The sequence below is a fragment of the Effusibacillus dendaii genome (genome assembly GCF_015097055.1).
Lineage (GTDB): Bacteria > Bacillota > Bacilli > Tumebacillales > Effusibacillaceae > Effusibacillus > Effusibacillus dendaii.
In genome coordinates, this window is sequence record NZ_AP023366.1 from 1,659,391 (window position 1) to 1,677,506 (window position 18,116).

23 protein-coding genes and 1 other annotated feature are annotated in these 18,116 nt (G+C 49.4%); of the genes, 14 read left to right on the top strand and 9 right to left on the bottom strand.

Annotated features, from left to right (window positions below):
* The first annotated feature begins 162 nt into the window (after window positions 1-162).
* Window positions 163-1,743, top strand: a complete 1,581-nt coding sequence (gene pckA / locus skT53_RS09075; protein WP_200760739.1) for a phosphoenolpyruvate carboxykinase (ATP) — start codon at window positions 163-165, stop codon at window positions 1,741-1,743.
* Window positions 1,744-1,854: 111 nt separating this feature from the next.
* On the opposite strand, the gene skT53_RS09080 is transcribed toward pckA, so the two are convergent.
* Window positions 1,855-3,519: an ATP-binding cassette domain-containing protein gene (locus tag skT53_RS09080; protein WP_200760740.1), complete on the bottom strand. Its 1,665-nt coding sequence runs from the start codon at window positions 3,517-3,519 to the stop codon at window positions 1,855-1,857.
* Window positions 3,504-4,328 carry an ATP-binding cassette domain-containing protein gene (locus tag skT53_RS09085; RefSeq protein ID WP_200760741.1) on the bottom strand — a complete coding sequence of 275 codons (825 nt, stop codon included), beginning with the start codon at window positions 4,326-4,328 and terminating at the stop codon, window positions 3,504-3,506. The genes skT53_RS09080 and skT53_RS09085 overlap by 16 nt, the downstream gene beginning before the upstream one ends.
* Window positions 4,329-4,428: 100 nt before the next feature.
* Between skT53_RS09085 and skT53_RS09090 the strand changes: the two genes are divergently transcribed.
* From skT53_RS09090 to skT53_RS09120, 7 genes are all read left to right on the top strand, one after another.
* Entirely contained in the window at window positions 4,429-4,986 is a 558-nt protein-coding gene (locus skT53_RS09090) for a biotin transporter BioY (protein WP_200760742.1), read from the top strand.
* Between the two features lie 122 nt (window positions 4,987-5,108).
* The gene (gene rpsF / locus skT53_RS09095; RefSeq protein WP_200760743.1) at window positions 5,109-5,396 is read left to right on the top strand and encodes a 30S ribosomal protein S6; all 288 of its coding nucleotides are present in this window, start codon (window positions 5,109-5,111) and stop codon (window positions 5,394-5,396) included.
* Between the two features lie 19 nt (window positions 5,397-5,415).
* The gene (rpsR, locus tag skT53_RS09100) at window positions 5,416-5,652 is read left to right on the top strand and encodes a 30S ribosomal protein S18 (RefSeq protein ID WP_200760744.1); all 237 of its coding nucleotides are present in this window, start codon (window positions 5,416-5,418) and stop codon (window positions 5,650-5,652) included.
* A 38-nt stretch (window positions 5,653-5,690) separates the two neighbouring features.
* Window positions 5,691-5,806, top strand: a sequence feature (ribosomal protein L20 leader region).
* Window positions 5,807-5,820: 14 nt separating this feature from the next.
* Window positions 5,821-6,345 (top strand): translation initiation factor IF-3, encoded by a 525-nt coding sequence (gene infC / locus skT53_RS09105; protein WP_200760935.1) that lies wholly within the window; start codon window positions 5,821-5,823, stop codon window positions 6,343-6,345.
* A 7-nt stretch (window positions 6,346-6,352) separates the two neighbouring features.
* Window positions 6,353-6,550 carry a 50S ribosomal protein L35 gene (gene rpmI, locus skT53_RS09110; protein WP_200760745.1) on the top strand — a complete coding sequence of 66 codons (198 nt, stop codon included), beginning with the start codon at window positions 6,353-6,355 and terminating at the stop codon, window positions 6,548-6,550.
* Window positions 6,551-6,592: 42 nt separating this feature from the next.
* Window positions 6,593-6,946: a 50S ribosomal protein L20 gene (rplT, locus tag skT53_RS09115; protein ID WP_200760746.1), complete on the top strand. Its 354-nt coding sequence runs from the start codon at window positions 6,593-6,595 to the stop codon at window positions 6,944-6,946.
* A gap of 143 nt (window positions 6,947-7,089) precedes the next feature.
* Window positions 7,090-7,521: a hypothetical protein gene (locus skT53_RS09120; protein ID WP_200760747.1), complete on the top strand. Its 432-nt coding sequence runs from the start codon at window positions 7,090-7,092 to the stop codon at window positions 7,519-7,521.
* On the opposite strand, the gene skT53_RS09125 is transcribed toward skT53_RS09120, so the two are convergent.
* The 3 genes from skT53_RS09125 to skT53_RS09135 form a co-directional block, all read right to left on the bottom strand.
* Window positions 7,457-7,867, bottom strand: coding sequence for a thiol-disulfide oxidoreductase DCC family protein (locus skT53_RS09125; RefSeq protein ID WP_200760748.1), 411 nt, complete (start codon window positions 7,865-7,867; stop codon window positions 7,457-7,459). The genes skT53_RS09120 and skT53_RS09125 overlap by 65 nt on opposite strands.
* Before the next feature lie 23 nt (window positions 7,868-7,890).
* Window positions 7,891-8,943, bottom strand: a complete 1,053-nt coding sequence (locus skT53_RS09130) for a LysR family transcriptional regulator (protein ID WP_200760749.1) — start codon at window positions 8,941-8,943, stop codon at window positions 7,891-7,893.
* Window positions 8,944-9,029: 86 nt separating this feature from the next.
* Window positions 9,030-9,956 (bottom strand): DMT family transporter, encoded by a 927-nt coding sequence (locus skT53_RS09135; RefSeq protein WP_200760750.1) that lies wholly within the window; start codon window positions 9,954-9,956, stop codon window positions 9,030-9,032.
* A 132-nt stretch (window positions 9,957-10,088) separates the two neighbouring features.
* Here skT53_RS09135 and leuC point away from each other — a divergent pair, with 132 nt between their 5' ends.
* Both leuC and leuD read left to right on the top strand, forming a co-directional pair.
* The gene (gene leuC / locus skT53_RS09140; RefSeq protein ID WP_200760751.1) at window positions 10,089-11,495 is read left to right on the top strand and encodes a 3-isopropylmalate dehydratase large subunit; all 1,407 of its coding nucleotides are present in this window, start codon (window positions 10,089-10,091) and stop codon (window positions 11,493-11,495) included.
* A 21-nt stretch (window positions 11,496-11,516) separates the two neighbouring features.
* Window positions 11,517-12,110, top strand: coding sequence for a 3-isopropylmalate dehydratase small subunit (gene leuD, locus skT53_RS09145; protein WP_200760752.1), 594 nt, complete (start codon window positions 11,517-11,519; stop codon window positions 12,108-12,110).
* A 93-nt stretch (window positions 12,111-12,203) separates the two neighbouring features.
* Here the strand turns inward: leuD and skT53_RS09150 are convergent, their stop codons facing one another.
* Together skT53_RS09150 and skT53_RS09155 are read right to left on the bottom strand one after the other, a co-directional pair.
* Complete coding sequence (locus skT53_RS09150; RefSeq protein ID WP_200760753.1) at window positions 12,204-12,503, bottom strand: hypothetical protein; 300 nt, start codon at window positions 12,501-12,503, stop codon at window positions 12,204-12,206.
* A gap of 133 nt (window positions 12,504-12,636) precedes the next feature.
* A complete protein-coding gene (locus skT53_RS09155) occupies window positions 12,637-13,101 on the bottom strand; it encodes a sigma-70 family RNA polymerase sigma factor (protein WP_200760754.1) in 465 nt (154 codons plus the stop codon).
* A 138-nt stretch (window positions 13,102-13,239) separates the two neighbouring features.
* On the opposite strand from skT53_RS09155, the gene skT53_RS09160 reads away from it, so the two are divergent.
* Window positions 13,240-13,638 carry an acyl-CoA thioesterase gene (locus tag skT53_RS09160; RefSeq protein WP_200760755.1) on the top strand — a complete coding sequence of 133 codons (399 nt, stop codon included), beginning with the start codon at window positions 13,240-13,242 and terminating at the stop codon, window positions 13,636-13,638.
* A 98-nt stretch (window positions 13,639-13,736) separates the two neighbouring features.
* Window positions 13,737-14,072, top strand: coding sequence for a hypothetical protein (locus tag skT53_RS09165; RefSeq protein ID WP_200760756.1), 336 nt, complete (start codon window positions 13,737-13,739; stop codon window positions 14,070-14,072).
* 85 nt (window positions 14,073-14,157) lie between these two features.
* On the opposite strand, the gene skT53_RS09170 is transcribed toward skT53_RS09165, so the two are convergent.
* Window positions 14,158-15,675: a hypothetical protein gene (locus skT53_RS09170; protein ID WP_200760757.1), complete on the bottom strand. Its 1,518-nt coding sequence runs from the start codon at window positions 15,673-15,675 to the stop codon at window positions 14,158-14,160.
* A 92-nt stretch (window positions 15,676-15,767) separates the two neighbouring features.
* On the opposite strand from skT53_RS09170, the gene skT53_RS09175 reads away from it, so the two are divergent.
* On the top strand, window positions 15,768-17,135 hold the full coding sequence (locus skT53_RS09175) for a glucose-6-phosphate isomerase (protein WP_200760758.1): 1,368 nt from the start codon (window positions 15,768-15,770) through the stop codon (window positions 17,133-17,135).
* Here the strand turns inward: skT53_RS09175 and skT53_RS09180 are convergent.
* On the bottom strand, window positions 17,123-17,584 hold the full coding sequence (locus skT53_RS09180; protein ID WP_200760759.1) for a hypothetical protein: 462 nt from the start codon (window positions 17,582-17,584) through the stop codon (window positions 17,123-17,125). The two genes, skT53_RS09175 and skT53_RS09180, sit on opposite strands and share 13 nt — an antisense overlap.
* A 64-nt stretch (window positions 17,585-17,648) precedes the next feature.
* Between skT53_RS09180 and skT53_RS09185 the strand changes: the two genes are divergently transcribed.
* Window positions 17,649-18,113 (top strand): CBO0543 family protein, encoded by a 465-nt coding sequence (locus skT53_RS09185; protein WP_200760760.1) that lies wholly within the window; start codon window positions 17,649-17,651, stop codon window positions 18,111-18,113.
* The last annotated feature ends 3 nt before the right edge of the window (window positions 18,114-18,116 follow it).

Below are 18,116 nucleotides of genomic sequence, written 5' to 3' on the forward strand. Positions count from 1 at the left end.
TTTTTCAGATTTTTTAAACAACAAAAGGTGTTTTCATAGAAAAGTTCACATTTTGCTCATAAAAATATTTGCATGCTTCAATTGAACAATATGGTCTGTTATATTAAAATCTTAAAGAATTGTTTTTTTCGATTAACGCTCAGAAAGGATCTGACAATAGGCATGAATGTAAACGCCTCAACCGTTGACTTAGATCAGATTTTAAAATCCGACCGGGTGCACTTTCGCCTCTCCGTGCCGGAATTGGTAGAAGCTGCTGTCGCCCGCAAGGAAGGGGTTCTTTCTTCGACGGGCGCGCTTCGGGCTACAACCGGCAAATACACCGGCCGTTCACCCAAAGACAAATTCATTGTAGACACTCCTGCGGTTCACAACCATATAGCGTGGGGACCCGTCAATCAACCGATTTCTTCGGAAAAGTTTGACCAATTGTATGAACGGGCACTCGATTATTTGAAAAATCGTGAATTGTTTGTATTCGACGGTTTTGCCGGTGCTGACAAGAAATACCGTCTGCCCATCCGTATCATTAATGAATATGCCTGGCACAACCTGTTTGTCCACCAGTTGTTTATCCGTCCTACCGCAGAGGAACTGAAGACGCACAAACCGGAATTTACCGTAATCGGAGTTCCCGGCCTGCAAGCAGACCCGGCTGAAGACGGAACCAATTCGGAAACATTCATCATTCTCAATCTGGAGAAAAAAATCGTTCTGATTGGCGGAACCGAATATGCAGGGGAAATGAAAAAATCAATTTTCAGCGCGCTCAATTACCTCCTGCCGATGCGTGATGTGTTCCCGATGCACTGTTCCGCAAACGTGGGAGAGAAGGGCGATGTAACGCTTTTCTTCGGGTTGTCCGGAACGGGTAAAACCACTCTGTCCGCCGATCCGAACCGGCGTTTGATCGGAGACGACGAGCATGGTTGGTCGGATCATGGCGTTTTCAACTTCGAAGGCGGTTGTTACGCGAAATGCATCAACCTATCGGAGGAAAAAGAGCCACAAATCTGGAATTCGATCAAATTTGGCGCCGTGCTTGAGAATGTAACACTTGACGAGACTACCCGAGTAGCCGACTATGACGATGCTTCTTTGACAGAGAATACACGGGCCGCCTATCCGGTCGACTACATTCCGGGCGCCGTGATTCCCGGTGTGGCAGGCCATCCGAATGTGGTCGTGTTCTTGACGGCGGATGCATTTGGCGTATTGCCGCCCATCTCCAAACTCTCCCGCGAACAGGCCATGTACCACTTCCTGTCCGGTTACACGTCCAAACTGGCCGGTACGGAACGCGGCGTTACAGAACCGGAAGCCACCTTCTCGACCTGTTTCGGCTCTCCCTTCCTGCCGCTCTATCCGCATGTGTATGCGGAAATGCTCGGGAAGAGAATCGACCAACATAACGCCAAAGTCTACCTGCTGAACACCGGTTGGTCCGGCGGTCCTTACGGTGTGGGCAAACGGATGAATCTTGCTTACACGCGAGCCATGGTCACGGCTGCGATCAACGGAAGCATTGAAAAAGCCAATTTTACGTCAGATCCGATATTTGGCGTTTTGGTGCCTGACCAAATCGAAGGGGTTCCATCGGAAGTTCTGAATCCTCGCAACACCTGGGCGGACAAACAGGCTTATGACGATATGGCACGCCATTTGGCCGGTCTGTTCGTGAAAAACTTTGAGAAATTCCCAACTGCTTCCGAACAGATCCGCCAAGCAGGTCCCAAATTGTAAAGAAAACGCAGCTTTTGCCAAACAAAAAGCGGTTCTCGCTCTATGCGCAGAACCGCTTTTTCGTATTTTAATCTCTCCACCAAGCGCATGCGTGTAGAATTCCGCTTGAGCTCAAGACAATAACCAAACTGCGGCAGAAATGATGGCTATCACACCACAGGCAACTGTATCACCGCGCCGCCAAATCAACGGTTTCCCGGATGTTCGCTCCACGTTCCGTTTATACCCTCTCGATTCAATCGCCGTTGCCAGTTCGTCCCCCATTTTCAGCATCAGGATCAAAAGCGCTGTCACAAGCATCCCCATCTGGCGGGGAGCCAGTCGCTTGAACCGACTGCCCTGCGGCATGCGAACGTGTAACGATTTGCGCAATTGGCTGATTTTGATCAGAATCAAGGGCACAAATTGCAAAGCGATGGAAACGGCAAGTGACAGATCGCGGGTAGGAAGCCCGATTTTTTGCAGCGGCCGGATGGCCCACTCAAAACCTTCCCGTAACGCCAGTCCCCCTGTTGTCCCTGCAAACAGAATCCCAAGGCAGATGACATACAAAAAGCGGGCCACCCCATATCCTCCGCTTGCCATCCCCTGATAGGAAAGACCAAACCAACCGAAGGAGATGTCTGAATCCCCCAACGAGACAGCCGACACCGCCCAAAGAAACAGAAAAAGCGGCAAAAACGGCCGAATCGAGCGCCCTATTTTACGGATTGGCATATCGCTTACCGCAAACAGCGCGCACAAAACCGCATACGACAATGTCAATACCGAAAGGTTTGCCATCTGAATTCCTGCCAGCGACAAAACCACCATGCCCAGCCATTTGACGCGGGGATCCAATCGGTGCAAGAGAGACCGACGCTCTCTGTCCTGCCGGTCACCGGACTCGGCGCGGACTCCGGATTCAACACTGTTCGCCAATGGATTACCGTTTTCGGACGGAAGACAGGGCAGGCTTTTTTTCAAAGCAGTATCAGTTCCCGCAACGGAATCGAGGGAGTCCAACAACTCCTCAATCTGGAGAGAAATCTTCACATTCATTCCGTGATTCCGCAACTGCCAACCAATCCGTGCGGCTGTCGGCAGAACGAGACCGGCATCTTGCAGAATGGCCGGCTGTTCAACAAGTGAATCCGGCCGACCGGCAAACGCCAGTTTCCCGTTGTACAAAACCGCAACCTGATCAGCCAACGGAAAAAATGCGTCCAAGTCATGTGTCGCCACCACTACCGTAATCCCCAACTCCGACAGTTCCCGCAAAATCTCCAACAATCCCCGTTGCGCCGACGGATCCAATCCGGCAGTCGGCTCGTCCAGCAGCAAAAGCTGTGGCATAGGCGCGAGAGCAGCGGCAAGTGCCACCCGTTTTTTCTCGCCGCCGCTTAACAGAAACGGGGATCGCTGCAAAAAATCTTCCGGTTCCAAGCGCACCTGCCGCAGCGCCGCATCGATCAACCGTTGCCGCTGTTTTTGCGGAATGTTGCGCAACCGCAGCCCATATTCGATCTCCTCGCAAACGGTGCCAGCAAACAACTGGTGGTCCGGGTTCTGGAAAACAAAGCCGATTTCGCGTTTGCTGGATGCGTCCCCGTCAAATTGCACCGAACCGCTTGCAGGCAGCTCCAGTCCGCCGATCACCTGCAGCAGGGTGGACTTGCCGCTCCCCGTCAGTCCGCAGACAACCGTCAGGCTGCCCGTTTCAATCTGCAGATTCACCTCTTGCAAAATCGGTTCCTGCCCATACCGAACTCCTACATTTGTCAGTGTAACCCGCATAACAGCCCTGCCACCTCCTCTTCCCGCAGAGGTAAGGAGGGCAGCGGAATACCCCGTTCCCTTAGCCAACACCCGATTTTGACCACAGGCGGCAATTCCCAGCCCAGCCGCTGCGGGACATCAGAGTCATAAAACAAATGGCGGGGTGCCCCGTCATATTCAATTCCACCCGCATCCATTACGACCGCCCGATCCGCCTCTAACAGCTCATCCAGCCTCTGTGTAGCCCATATCACAGTCATGCCGTTTCGCCAAAGCGTTCGAGCCAACAGGTAAATATCGCGCCGCCCCGCCGGATCGAGCATCGATGTGGCTTCATCAAACAGCAAACAGTCCGGCTCCAATGCCAGACAACTGGCGATTGCCAACCTCTGTTTTTGTCCCCCGGATAACTCGGATACAGAAGCCGACCTTTTTTCGCGTAATCCAACTTGATGCAGCGCCCGTTCGATTCGCTCTTCCATTTGCGCCCGATCAATCCCTCTGTTTTCCAGTCCAAACGCCACATCTTCCTGCGGCGTTGTACCGATGGCCTGCGCGTCCGGATTTTGAAATACCACTTGCACACGGAGTTTGACCTGTTCCCTGTTTGACGCATTCGTCAAATCCATACCCGCTACTGTCAAACGTCCTTCCGAAGGAACCAGCAGCCCGTTTATCAGCCGAAGCAAGGTGGATTTTCCCGAACCGTTTGGACCTGTCAGCACCACCCATTCCCCTTTTTGAATGGTAAGATCGATTCCGTTTACAGCCTTTATCAAATTGGCACCGTCCCGATAAAAACAGGACAAACGTTCTGCCTGAATCATAAAAATCCAACCTTCTCAAGCACGCATGCACATGCTATCATTCAAATGAAATAGTCAACTATTTTAATCTTATCGGTTAACATTTAAGGAGGCAAGCCATATGGCAAAATGGACCATTCGCGGGCTGGTTTTCAGTGCTTTGTTTGCGGCAATTACCGGCGCCCTCAGCTATCTGAAAATCACTCTTCCGTTCAGTCCGGTGCCGATCACGTTCTCGACGTTCGGTATTATGCTGGCCGGATCCATACTGGGAGCCCGCTACGGATTTCTGTCGATGCTGCTGGTCGTGATTCTGGAAGTAGCCGGAATTCCCTTGCTGGAAGGAATTCCTGGAGTGGCACGAATCTATGGACCGACCGGCGGTTTTCTCTTGGCGTACCCGGTAGCTGCACTATTGATTGGGTTATTTGTGGAACGGATCAAACCGAACCGATGGCTGTTCGGCAAACTGTCGATTGTAAACTTCCTGTTCGGTTCCCTGTTTCTGTATCCGTCCGGGGTTGCCTGGCTCGCTCACATTTACCATTTCTCGCTTGCAAAAGCGCTCGCGGCCGGTTTCTGGCCGTTTTTGCCCGGTGACATTTTGAAATCGCTGCTCTGTGCCGCCATTACAGTTGCCGTATGGCGTGTCTATCCGGTCGAACGGGTGAGCGGTTAACATCGGTTAACACCACTATTGATTTTCAAGTCCATATACTTTATAATTACCTCCTGTGTGAAAGATCCTTACTCTCATCTCTGTCCAAGGTGAGGGTCAGACGTCCAAAAGGAGGTACAGCCATGCGCGCGTACGAAACCATGTATATTTTAAAACCGGACTTGGAAGAAGAAACACGGAAATCCCTGATTGAGAAGTTCAACAACGTCATCACGGAAAACGGCGGTCAGATTGACAAAGTCACCGAACTCGGTCCTCGCCGTCTCGCCTATGAAATTGAAAAGTTTAAACAAGGCTACTACGTGTTGTTGAACTATCAAGCCGAACCGGCCGTTCCACAGGAGCTTGAACGCATTCTTCGCATCAGCGACGAAGTGATTCGGATTCTGACAACTGTGGCGAACCGCTAATTAAGGAGGGGACAAGAACATGAACGATTTTAAGAAAAAACGCGGCAAGCGTAAAAAAGTTTGCAAACTGTGTGTAGACAAAGTGGAACATGTGGACTATAAAGATACCAACCGTTTGAGCCGATACGTTACAGAACGGGGCAAAATTTTACCCCGCCGGATTTCCGGCAACTGCGCGTATCATCAACGGCAGGTTACCAATGCGATCAAAAACGCACGTGTAATCGCACTTCTTCCGTATACGGTAGAAGGCTAAGATTGTTGACAATTTAAGAAAACTTCGGTATTCTAACTTTTGTAAAGAAGAAGCGCTCGCTTCTCACCTTCCTGCCAACGGCAGTCAGGTCACTGTGGCAATACGTTATGTCGTATTTCATGCGGGCGCATCGCGTCCGCTTTTTACTTTATTTGGGGGTGACTCACTATTAGTCGCGATCACGAAACCACTGTTCAGATTAACGAAGAGATTCGAGCACGGGAAGTGCGCGTTATTGACGTAAACGGGGATCAGCTCGGTATTGTCCCGCTTAATAAGGCGCTGGAACTTGCTGCTGAGCGCGACCTCGATCTGGTCAACGTGGCACCGACCGCCAAGCCTCCCGTTTGCAGAATCATGGATTATGGCAAGTTCAAGTTTGAGCAGCAAAAGAAGGAGAAAGAGGCGCGCAAGAATCAGCAGGTGATCAACATTAAGGAGATTCGACTCTCGCCGACCATTGACGAGCATGATTTTCAAACCAAGCTCCGGAATGCGGTGAAGTTTCTCCAAAATGGCGACAAAGTGAAAGTCTCCATTCGTTTCCGCGGCCGACAAATCACGCATACTGAAATCGGCAGGAAAGTGCTCCAACGTGTGATTGAACAAACGAATGAATTGGCAACTGTCGAACGTACGCCCAATATGGACGGACGACAAATGATTATGATTCTGGCTCCAAGAAAGGGATGAATTTTCCATGCCGAAAATGAAAACTAAACGTGCTGCCGCTAAGCGTTTCAAGCGGACTGGCTCTGGCAAACTGAAACGTTCACACGCATACACCAGCCATTTGTTCTCCAACAAATCGGAAAAGCAAAAACGTCATCTGGCTAAAGCTGCCGTTGTTTCCAGCAGCGACTACAAGCGCATCAAACAACTTGTATCGTACCTGTAAAAACCACAAAACAGTCATTCAGACCTAAAGGAGTGAAGTGTAATGCCACGCGTTAAAGGTGGAACGGTTACACGCCGTCGTCATAAAAAAATCTTGAAACTTGCTCGCGGGTATCGCGGTTCCAAACATCGTTTGTTCCGTACGGCGAACGCGCAAGTAATGAAATCTTTGCTGTATGCATTCCGTGACCGCCGCCAACGCAAGCGGGATTTCCGGAAACTTTGGATCACCCGTATTAACGCGCAAGCACGCGTTAACGGCCTGTCTTACAGCAAGCTGATCAACGGCCTGAAAAAAGCAGGCATCGAAGTGAACCGCAAAATGCTCGCGGACTTGGCTGTAAACGATAAACAAGCGTTTGCATCGATCTGCGACAAAGCGAAAGCAGCTGTATAATAACAGCAATGTTTCACCCGTCAGACGTAGGTTGCTGGCGGGTTTTGATTTGTTGTGACACGCTTTTGAGTAATCTGTTACAATGACAGTGCCATGAACGAGACAGTACATTTGAAATGATTGAGACGGAGGAATCACCGGTTATGCGAATCGCTTTTTACATCATTCTCGCCATTCACCTGTCGGCGGTAGCATTTAAACTGGCGCTGTTGTTCCGAATTCCCCGTTTGAAAAACAAATCGGCCGTACAAGCATTTCTTGTCACATACAAAAAATGGGACGCCTACGCCAACTGGTCCCTCTGGATTACCGGGGCCGCCATGGTGTTCACCACTTCGCTCAAAATGTTATTGCAGCCCTGGCTGCAAATTTCGATTTTAATCTATGTGCTGATCTTTTGGTTAATCAAAATCTTTGTTGTCAAAAGCATGGAAGAGGTAGCCGCCAGCAAGAAAGTATCCGCCATAGAAGAAATGCGTCTGCTTCGCTTTCAAAACCTCTGTGTCGGCATTACCGTCTTTGTGCTCCTGATGTCAATCGGTACGATGATGATGACAAAGCCGTTTGGGCATTAGGCAACTGGTTAAAACTCCGCCGCCGCTTCGCCACCTGTTTGTAAATCCCTGACGCCGCGCGCATAAACAACCTGGACCGCAGCCCAACCCGCAACCAGCTATAGCCAGGCAAACAAGCGATCACCCGTACCACACCGTCAGCTCCTCTATAACGGGTTCCGTTAATTATCGCCTGCATTTCCGACATGGCTTCTTCAAACGGGATATCGAATTTTATAAGAACTTCCGGGTCTTGCAATGGCGTGAACGATAGAATCCCGTGCCGGTCTTTGCTTTTTAACCACGCGACACTATTGCGGCATAAGCTGCATCCTCCATCGTAGATGACATGAATTTGTTTGTCCATGCACTCTCACCCCGTTACCCCCATTATAATTCCGATCCCGTTTGATTCACACCGCTTTCTCCAAACGTCTCCTTCAATATCTCCACAAAAGCGAGAGCTGCCTTGGAAAGATAACGTCCCTCCCGGTAAGCGACGACCAGGGTCCGGGTCGGATTCAGGTTGGCCAGCCTCAAATACACCGGATGATCGGAGCCCCAGCCAGCCCTTGCCACCATCTCCGGTACGAACGACACTCCCATGCCGGACGCTACCAACGACTGAACCGTTTGAATGTTGCTGCTTTCAAACGCGACGTGCGGCTCAAAGCCCGATTCCCTGCACAAGTCGAGCGCAATTTGCCGGAACCCTTGTCCCCGTTTCAGCAGAATAAACGGCTCCTTTTTCAAATCGGACAGCGCTGCTTCCGGCAGTTTGTCCGCCCAGCCAGAAGCGTCCACATACTTATCCTTTAACCTGACGTCCGAGTCCTCATCCTTTACCTTCCTGTCTGTATGCTTGCTCTTCCACTTCGTGTCCGCTTTCTTGCCCGCCTTTTCATTCACCTGCTTTGCAAGCCTATGAGTTGGCGGGACGGCCAACAGGATTTTTTCTTTTAAAATCGGTTCAAACGCCAATTCCGGTTCCTGCAGCGGCAAAGTCAACAGCGTTAAGTCGGTTTTTCCCTTGACTGTTAATTCTTCCAAATTGGCCGTTGTATCTTCGACCAGCACGATTTCAATGCCGGGAAACCGCTTTTGGAAAATCGGCAAAACGGGCGGCAGCATATGGGCGCCCGTAATCGGCAGACTGCCGATGACAAGCCTTCCTTTTTTCAGATTGGCCTCATCTTCCATCTCCCGCCGAAGCTGCTCCGTCAAATCCAAAATACGGGAGGCCGTCGCAATAAACCGTTCCCCCGCATGCGTCAATTCAAGCGGGGAACCGGTCCGGTCAAACAGCTTCACGCCCAGCTGCTGCTCCAGTTTGAGAATTTGCTGGCTGAGCGAAGGCTGTGTGATATGCAGCTTCTCGGCAGCGCGTGAAAAACTGCGCTCCTCCGCAACCTTTAGAACATACTGCAGCTGACGAAATTCCATTCCGTTCCCCCTTCATAGCATAACTTGTGCCCTTTGTATGCATAGCGAGATCTGGCGGCTAAGTCGCCAAGTCGAGACTTGTTGCTTCATACCCCACTTTGTTTGCCCTGCAGCTGCTCGTCTATCGGGAGCGATTTCTTGCGATCGGTGATACCCGATGTCAGGCAGACACCTGCAATCACCAACAGACCGCCGATCGATTGCGGCGCCGTCAGTTTCTCTCCCAGAATCACACTGATCAATGCGGTAAAGACAGCAATCAGGTTGAGAAAAATCCCGGAACGGCTCGGCCCTACTTCACGAACCGCCATGTTCCAGAAGACAAACGAACCAATCGACGGAAACAACACGATATAGAGCATGCCGATCACCGCAAGCGGCCCGATTTTTGCCAGATCAATCCCTTGATAAAGCGCAACAGGCAGCATCAGGATTACGGCAAATACAGCGGATACGGCGGTTGCCGTAACAGGCGGAATGGAACTTAAACGTCTGCCGAGAATCGAATAGAACGTCCATACCAAAATAGCGGCAAGCATCAATAAATCGCCTTTGTTAAATTCTGTATGAAAAATTTGCAGCACGTGCCCCTGCGTCAAAATCACAATTACGCCAAACAACGATAACACAAAGCCGCCCACCTGCACCGCCTTGATTTTCTCCCGTAACAACAGGACGGAGAACAACACGATGAGTGCCGGGTTCAATGAGTTGACCAATGCTGCGTTCGTGGACGATGTATAGAAAAGCGAAGAATATAAGAGTATGTTATAACCGATCACTCCCAACAGGGCCATACCCAGTAAGGGAAGCCAGGCTCTGCCCACCTGTTTCCAGTCAGGTTTTTCAATCAGGCAGGCAATCGGCAACAGTACAATAAGCGCCAGCAACCAACGGGAAAACGTCATCCATAGCGGCGTCATTTGCGCAATTACATATTTTCCAAATACATAATTTCCCGCCCAAAACAGATTGGCTAATACCAATAGTAAGAATGCTTTCGATTTGCTCACTTGCTCCCGCTCTCCTGTCTCTTTATAGATAATACCTATCACATTTATAATAACTATATATTAGACCTATTACTTTAAAAATGGTACAACAATAATAAGAGTGAAACAAGAAATATTTAAGGGGGAAGGGAAATGGCAGCTCCTCGCACTTTGTTCGAAAAAATATGGGATGCGCATGTTGTTCACGAAGAAGCAGGAAAACCCACAATTCTTTACATCGATTTGCACCTGATTCATGAAGTCACTACACCGCAAGCGTTTGACGGTCTTCGTATGGCAGGCCGCAAAGTTCGCCGACCGGACCGGACGTATGCCGTAATGGATCATAATGTTCCGACCACCGATCGCAGCGTGCCGATTGCAGATCCGATCTCCAAGCAACAGTTGGACGCGCTGGCGAAAAACTGTAAAGAGTTTGGCATCCGGTTGGCTGATTTGAACAGCCCCGATCAGGGGATTGTGCATGTGGTCGGTCCGGAACTGGGTCTTACCCAGCCTGGCATGACGATCGTCTGCGGTGACAGCCACACCGCGACACATGGTGCGTTCGGCGCTTTGGCATTTGGCATCGGCACCAGTGAAGTGGAGCACGTTTTGGCTACGCAATGCCTGCCGCAATCGAAGCCGAAGACGATGGAAGTCCGCGTCAACGGGAAGCTTCCGTTTGGCGTTACGGCAAAGGATTTGATTCTCGGAATTATCGCCAAGTTTGGAACCGATTTCGGAACCGGTTATGTGATTGAATATACCGGTGAAGCGATCCGGGGCCTTTCCATGGAAGAACGGATGACCGTTTGCAACATGTCGATTGAAGCGGGTGCACGGGCCGGTCTCATTGCTCCCGATCAGACAACGTTTGAATATATTCGCGGCCGTCAGTACGCTCCGCAGGGAGACGCATTTGAAAAAGCGGTTGCCAAATGGAGCGAACTGAAAACGGATAACGGGGCTCACTATGACAACGTGGTCGAATTTGACGCGACAAGCCTGATTCCGCAGGTTACCTGGGGAACCAGCCCCGGTATGGGAACAGATATTACGGCGAGCGTTCCAAACCCGGCCGATTTTTCAGATGCGACTCAGCGCAAAGCGGCAGAAGCAGCTCTTGCCTATATGGATCTGAAACCTGGAACGCCAATGACCGATATCAAAATTGACCGCGTGTTTATCGGCTCTTGTACGAACAGCCGAATTGAGGATTTGCGCATCGCCGCACAGGTGGTAAAAGGCAAAAAAGTGGCGCCGCATGTCAACGCGCTCGTCGTACCTGGTTCTTACCGGGTGAAAGAACAGGCGGAAAAAGAAGGACTCGACAAAATTTTCTTGGAAGCCGGATTTGAGTGGCGAGAGCCGGGATGCAGCATGTGCCTTGGCATGAACCCGGACATCCTGCAGCCGGGAGAACGTTGCGCTTCTACATCAAACCGTAACTTTGAAGGGCGGCAAGGACGCGGCGGACGCACCCATCTCGTATCGCCCCCGATGGCAGCCGCAGCTGCCATAGCTGGACATTTTGTCGATGTGCGGAACTGGAATTAATAGGAGTAGGGAGGAAACCATATGGAACCGTTTGTAAAGCATACTGGACTGGTCGCTCCGCTGGACCGGGTAAACGTGGACACCGACGCGATTATTCCGAAACAATTCTTGAAGCGGATTGAGCGGACCGGATTCGGGCAGTTTTTGTTCTATGATTGGCGGTTTGATGAAAACGGCAATCCGCGTCCCGATTTTGTGTTAAACAAGGAGCAGTACAAAGGGGCTTCCATCCTGCTCGCACAGCAAAATTTTGGATGCGGTTCGTCCCGCGAGCATGCGCCTTGGTCGCTGCTTGATTATGGGTTCCGCGCCATCATTGCGCCGTCATTTGCCGACATCTTCTACAACAACTGTTTTAAAACCGGCGTGCTGCCGGTCCGTCTGCCGCAGGAAAAGGTGGATGAACTGTTCGCACGGGCAAACGCCACACCCGGCTACCAACTTTCAATCGACCTGGAAGCCCTGACGGTGAGCGACAATGCCGGATTTTCAGCGACATTTGAAGTGGATCCGCACCGCCGCGAATTTCTGTTAAAAGGTCTGGATGATATTGGCCTGACCCTTCAGCACGAAGACAAAATTCGTCAATACGAAGATAAGATGGCTGCATTTTAAGCCGATTTGATCTGCAAAAATAGCGCCTCCGCCAAACCCTGCAACAGGTTTCGGCGAGGCGCTTTTTCCTGATCATGATTCGGCAAAGTTTGCTTACTGGTTTTTCTCCTGTACGCCCCATGAAAGGTAGGTGATCCCGTGCGAATCGGATCGAACCGTCAGGCTGAATGCCTGTAAATGATTCAGACTGCGGCGCCGAATCTCATCCTTTGTAGCCGTACCCGCTTGTGTTCCCAAACCGGCTTGTGTCGCTGGTGTATTCAAGCCAGCTTGCGTACTCAAACGGGGTTTCGGCTGATTCTCAGGCCCAGCCATTTTCTGGCTTGACAGTTGATTCGGCTGTTGATTCGGGATCAAGGATACGGCCATCACAATCGATGCGGCAGCAAGCACACCCGCCCACAGTGCAGTGAACCATTTCCCCCCAGTGAATGGCGATTCATTTTGTCACTGATCTGCTTTACAGATTGACTATTCTGTTGTCTGTCGTTATCGATTGCCCGCAACACCCGTTGTTGCAAACGTTTCAACGTCTCGTCCGAAATATCCAGCGAATTATGCATATGCTGTTCCGCTTCAGTCCTTCCAGATAATGCAATACAATCACTTCGCGATACTTCAGCGGCAATCGCATCGCGTTGCACAAGAGTTCATTCCGGTTCATCCTGTTCATCGCTTCCTGTTCGGCAGAACGTTCAGAAACGTTTTCTGCAAACGGCTGCATCAGAACAAGTTTGCGGTAACTCCAGGAACGCAAATAATCTTTACAGGCATTTACCGTGATGCGGTACAACCATGTGGCGGCAGCCGACTCTCCCCGGTATGCATCAAATTTTTGATAGGCACGCAAAAAAACTTCCTGCGCGATGTCTTCCGCTACCATTTGATCCTTCACATAGTAGAATGCGGTGCGGATGACCGCCGCTCCATGCAAACTCACCCACTCGCTGATCTGTCTCTTTTTTTCTGCTTCTGTTTGCCAGTCTTGCAAAAAGGGACACCCCGTTTCAGTTCCGGAACTGCTTGTTAGACGATAGATTCGTGCATTTTGCTACAGGTCCGGACCATTCTTTCGTTCTCTGCATATCGTCTCCTATGCTACAATGAAAAGAAAAAATAGGAGGCACACATGGAAGCCGTACTGGAAATTATCGTTCGCTCTACTGAAATTGATGTAAACGGCCACGTTAACAACGCCAAATATCTGGAATACCTTGAATGGGGCCGGGAAGAATGGTTTGAGCAAAACGATCTCTATTACGATCGGATTCTCGCGATGGGAGCACAAACCGTTACGGTTAACATCAATATTAACTATCGGAAAGAATGCAAGCAGGGCGACGTTTTGATCATTAAAACCCGGCCGCAGAAATTGGGACGCACCAGTTTTGTGCTGCTTCAGGAAATTTTTAAGAAAAATGGAGAATTGGCAGCCGATGCAACCGTCACAGTTGTAACGATAGACACTGAGACACGCAAAAGCCGTCCGGTTCCCGCAGAAATCGCCCGCCTATTCCCCGCGAGCTGATCCGCCCTAATCAATTCCTATAGGGAAAATAGCCGTGTCAGAGCCGATCACCGCGCGAGTAAAATGAAGTAAACAAACTTGCGCGGGAGGTTTTTGACGTGGATTTTTCGAAGTTTGTCAAATTTGGCGGACATACGTTTAACCTTTTGCAAAACAAAGATTTGTTGGGGTTATATGGAATAGTGAAACCAAGTCTGATGAATCAACTCAAAAATATGTGGGTATCACCATCCTCACAAAATGCCAATACACAACAGGGATCGAATTCCGCAGGAATTGCGCCACCCATCCCCTACTCGTATCCGATTCCGATTGACTCCCCTCACTGGCGGCCTCCTGTATACTATCGGCCTTATGGGCACCCGTATGGGGGAAACTTTTTTCCAGTTGGTTATCCGAGGATAACGGGCTATGCGCCCAAACGGCGTCCATAAAGAATCGCCCCAACAAGAAAGACCTTGCCGGAATGTAACAGTTCCGCAAGGTCTTTCTTTCGCTGTCAGAACATATCCGTTTCTGTCAGTTGGCAGGCGCCGTTTTCGTATAATCTGTTGTATCGGCCGGAAACCATTTGATGCCTATACTTGCCCTGCCTGTTTCATCAGGCGGGTTCAACTGCAGATCGTCAGCTGGAACCCGTTCCTTGTTCACAAACACAATCGTATTTTTCGGGTCTTCTACATAAAATGTCAACCCCCGAACTTTGTCGATCGTAATCTCCTGATTCCCAAAGATCGGATCCTGAATCGATTTCAGGAAGATCACCATTTTTCCGTTTTTCTTTTTCATCTTGTACTGTACAAACTGCTGTGCTACGCTGTAATTCAATAAACGGGAGGTGCGGGCAACAAGGATTTTTCCGTTGTGATGATAATCGGCCAACATCCGAAGCGCACCCACATCAGCCGGATAATAGAACGTAAACGGTGTTTTCGTACCGCCAAAATGTTCCGCATAAATGCAATACTGTTGTTTCGCCATCAGTTGATCGAGCCGCTCTTTCGTCAGCGCCTGATACAAATCGCCGTCCGCACTCCACATCCATTTGATTTGACCTTTTATAATATCATAGGTATAACGATGGAACCCCCAAATCTTTTGACCGTCTCTTAGAGTAATGGGAAAAATAGGGCTGTCTTGACCGAACTGGCTTTCCCCGAGAGAATTCCATACAAACCGGATTCCATTTTTCACCGTCAAATCGGTGTGATAGTAAGGGGATTTCGGATCGTCGCCCGCCTGGTATTTCAGGAACGTAATCGGGTTGTATCCCCCGAAGTTTTGCCGATTCGCTTCATTCCCGTGGTTAATCCAGTAAGAAGGATGAATCCCCAGTCGGTTCATCACATCCCAGGCAGCTTGCGCCAAACCACGAGTAAACAGCGTATGGGAAGGATTTTTCCGGGAAAAATCACCAAAGGAATGGATTCCATCAATCCAGCCGGCATCTGCATAGTGTTTGATCAAATTGCCGTTTTTGAGTGTATTTGGATCGGTTAATTTAAACACGGTCATCACCGAATCCAATCCTTCACCGTTCATGTCCACTTTCAGGTTCATATCATCCGCCATATAAACCCAAAATGTGTCGCCCACATCAAGTCCCAATCCAGGACCGGCAGGCGTCATTTCTTTTGTGTTTAAAAAACGGTGATATACGGCAAATTCCCGTGGAGTCGTTTCGTCAATGTCGCTGGCAAACGCGAACATCGCACGGTATGGGTAGGGAAATTTCCGAATGTCACGTGCACGATCCGGGATGACTATGGCATTCGAATCGGCGCCCTCATCTATATAGATGTCCGTATCCGCCGCTGCAAACGCTTGCTGTAATCCGCTTATTTGCCCATCCCTTTCGGCAGAAGCCATAACACCGGACCGCTTCGCAAACGTATTTTGCAAACCGTAATGATGACTCGGCTTGGCTTGAGCCGCGATCACATGCCGCGTAGTTTGCAAGCGAAATCCGGCAATCGACAAGACCAGGATAAGCATTAAAAAAACGCCTACAATCATACGAAAATTCCTGTTCACCATGTTGTCCTACCCCTGAATTGATGAAATATGATTTAATAGCATTATAAAAGATTTCACTTAATAAATGTATATTTTTATTCAAGGAGCAGCCCATGCCAAATCTAATTGAATTTGATTACTCCGCCTCGAACTCGTTTATAGATGAAAAAGAGCTGAATCGGCTGCAGCCTTCTGTTCAAACCGCTCATCAACAGCTGCACGATCCAAACGGAGTGTGGAAAGGGTCAACCGGTTGGGTGCATTTGCCCGTTGCCTTTCACCAAAGAGAATTGGTAAAAATCCAAACTGCCGCCCGAAAAATCCAATCGCAGTCAGACGCGTTTCTTGTGATTGGCATTGGCGGTTCTTATCTCGGTTCAAGGGCCGCGATTGAAATGCTGTCGCACTCGTTTTACAACCTGCTGCCAGCGGATACCCGGCAGACTCCGCAGGTTTTTTTTGCGGGGCAAAACATAAGTTCCGTTTATCTGACACATTTGCTGGAGATTCTGCAGGACAAAGAGATTTCATTGAACGTCATCTCCAAATCGGGTACCACAACGGAGCCGGCGATTGCCTTCCGGATTTTTCGGGATTTCTTGGAGAAAAAGTACGGAAAACAAGGGGCCCGCGAGCGGATTTATGTAACGACCGACAGCTCGAAAGGCGCCCTGCGGCAGTTAGCAGAACAGGAAGGATATGAAACGTTTGCCATTCCGGATGATGTTGGCGGGCGTTATTCGGTATTGACAGCAGTCGGATTGCTGCCAATGGCAGTTGCTGGCATTGACGTGGAATCTGTTTTGGCAGGCGCAGCGGATGCTTACCACGCTTACTCGACTCCTCTGCTTGAAGAAAACGACTGCTACCGCTATGCGTCCATCCGCAACCTCCTGTATCAGCAGGGAAAAACAATTGAAATCCTGGTCAACTACGAACCGGCTCTGCACTGCTTTGCAGAATGGTGGAAGCAATTATATGGCGAGAGTGAGGGAAAGGACGGAAAAGGGATTTTTCCAGCTTCTGCTGATTTCTCGACTGATTTGCATTCGATGGGGCAGTATATCCAGGATGGAAGGCGCAATCTGTTTGAGACGGTTCTTTTTGCGGAAAAATCGCAAACGGAAATGATGATTGGACATAGTGAAGATAACGGGGATGAACTGAATTTTTTGAGCGGCAACAACTTGCAGTTCATCAATCGGAAGGCATTTGAGGGAGCTGTATTGGCTCACTCGGACGGCGGTGTACCGAACTTGGTGGTTCGTCTGCCGGAAATATCGCCTTACACGTTTGGCAATCTTGTGTATTTTTTTGAAAAAGCGTGCGGCATCAGCGGCAGACTGTTAGGCGTGAACCCGTTCAATCAACCGGGTGTTGAATCATACAAGAAAAACATGTTTGCGTTGTTGGGGAAACCGGGATATGAAGACATTAAGATATCTTTGCAGAAACGGTTAGAAAGCAGTCAGCCCGATTGAACCATTTTAATCGGGCGTTTTTGCAGCCATACCCAAACAAAATAAAGGATAGAAAAATAGAGGCAGAGGGTAAAAAACCCCAACGCTTCATGCCAGCCCGGTTTCATCGAGATGATGTGCAACCATTCCAGCCCTTTTTTATACAAAAACATAAGACACACCCAGACTGCACCATACAAAAGTTTAAACCGCTTCGGGCAATACTGGATAAATAAATAACTGACAACCGGCCAAACGGTTATGTCTGCGATAATGGGCAGCCATGTTTTCATGCTTTCGGTACCGTGTACTTCCCAGTACTGCAACCAATCAATAATTATGTATTGCTGCAGAAACCGAAAATAGATGCCGGTCATCACGGTCGGCATCAATTCCCGCAAACGCTTTCGGTCGCCCCATATAACAAAAACCAGAATGGCCACAATATCAAACAGGAATACTGACATCATACACCAGCCTCCTGTTATACCTTTCCCTTTAACACAGACTTCATTACGGTAAGGGTGTCCAATCATGTATTTTCTTTTTCTGTTTACGTTTACGTGGACATGGTTTCTGGTTTATGCAGACAAAACCCGGTTGCGGGAATTCTACACCGCCGTTATGTTCAGTGCCACACTCGGTCTGTTAACCGATTTAATGATGATTCACTATCTGCTATGGGATTATAAAGGACTGCCGCAGTCCCAGTTTTCAACCCCCTTGATTCTTGACAGCAGCATCTATCCGGTAGTGACCTACCTGTTTTTGCAAGGATTGCCCAAAACTTGGGTCAGCATGTTGAAAAGAACGGTGACCTGGTCTTGTTTCGCTGTTCTTTTCGAGTGGGTCACCATTCACACCGGACATATGCAGCACCATCTTTGGTGGAATCTCGGGTTTTCTTTCCTGTCTGATAACCTGATTTTTATCTGTATCATTGCCATTTATTGCTTTACTCGACCAGCTTATCCGCAGCCCCCGAACAGCGTTCGGTGACAC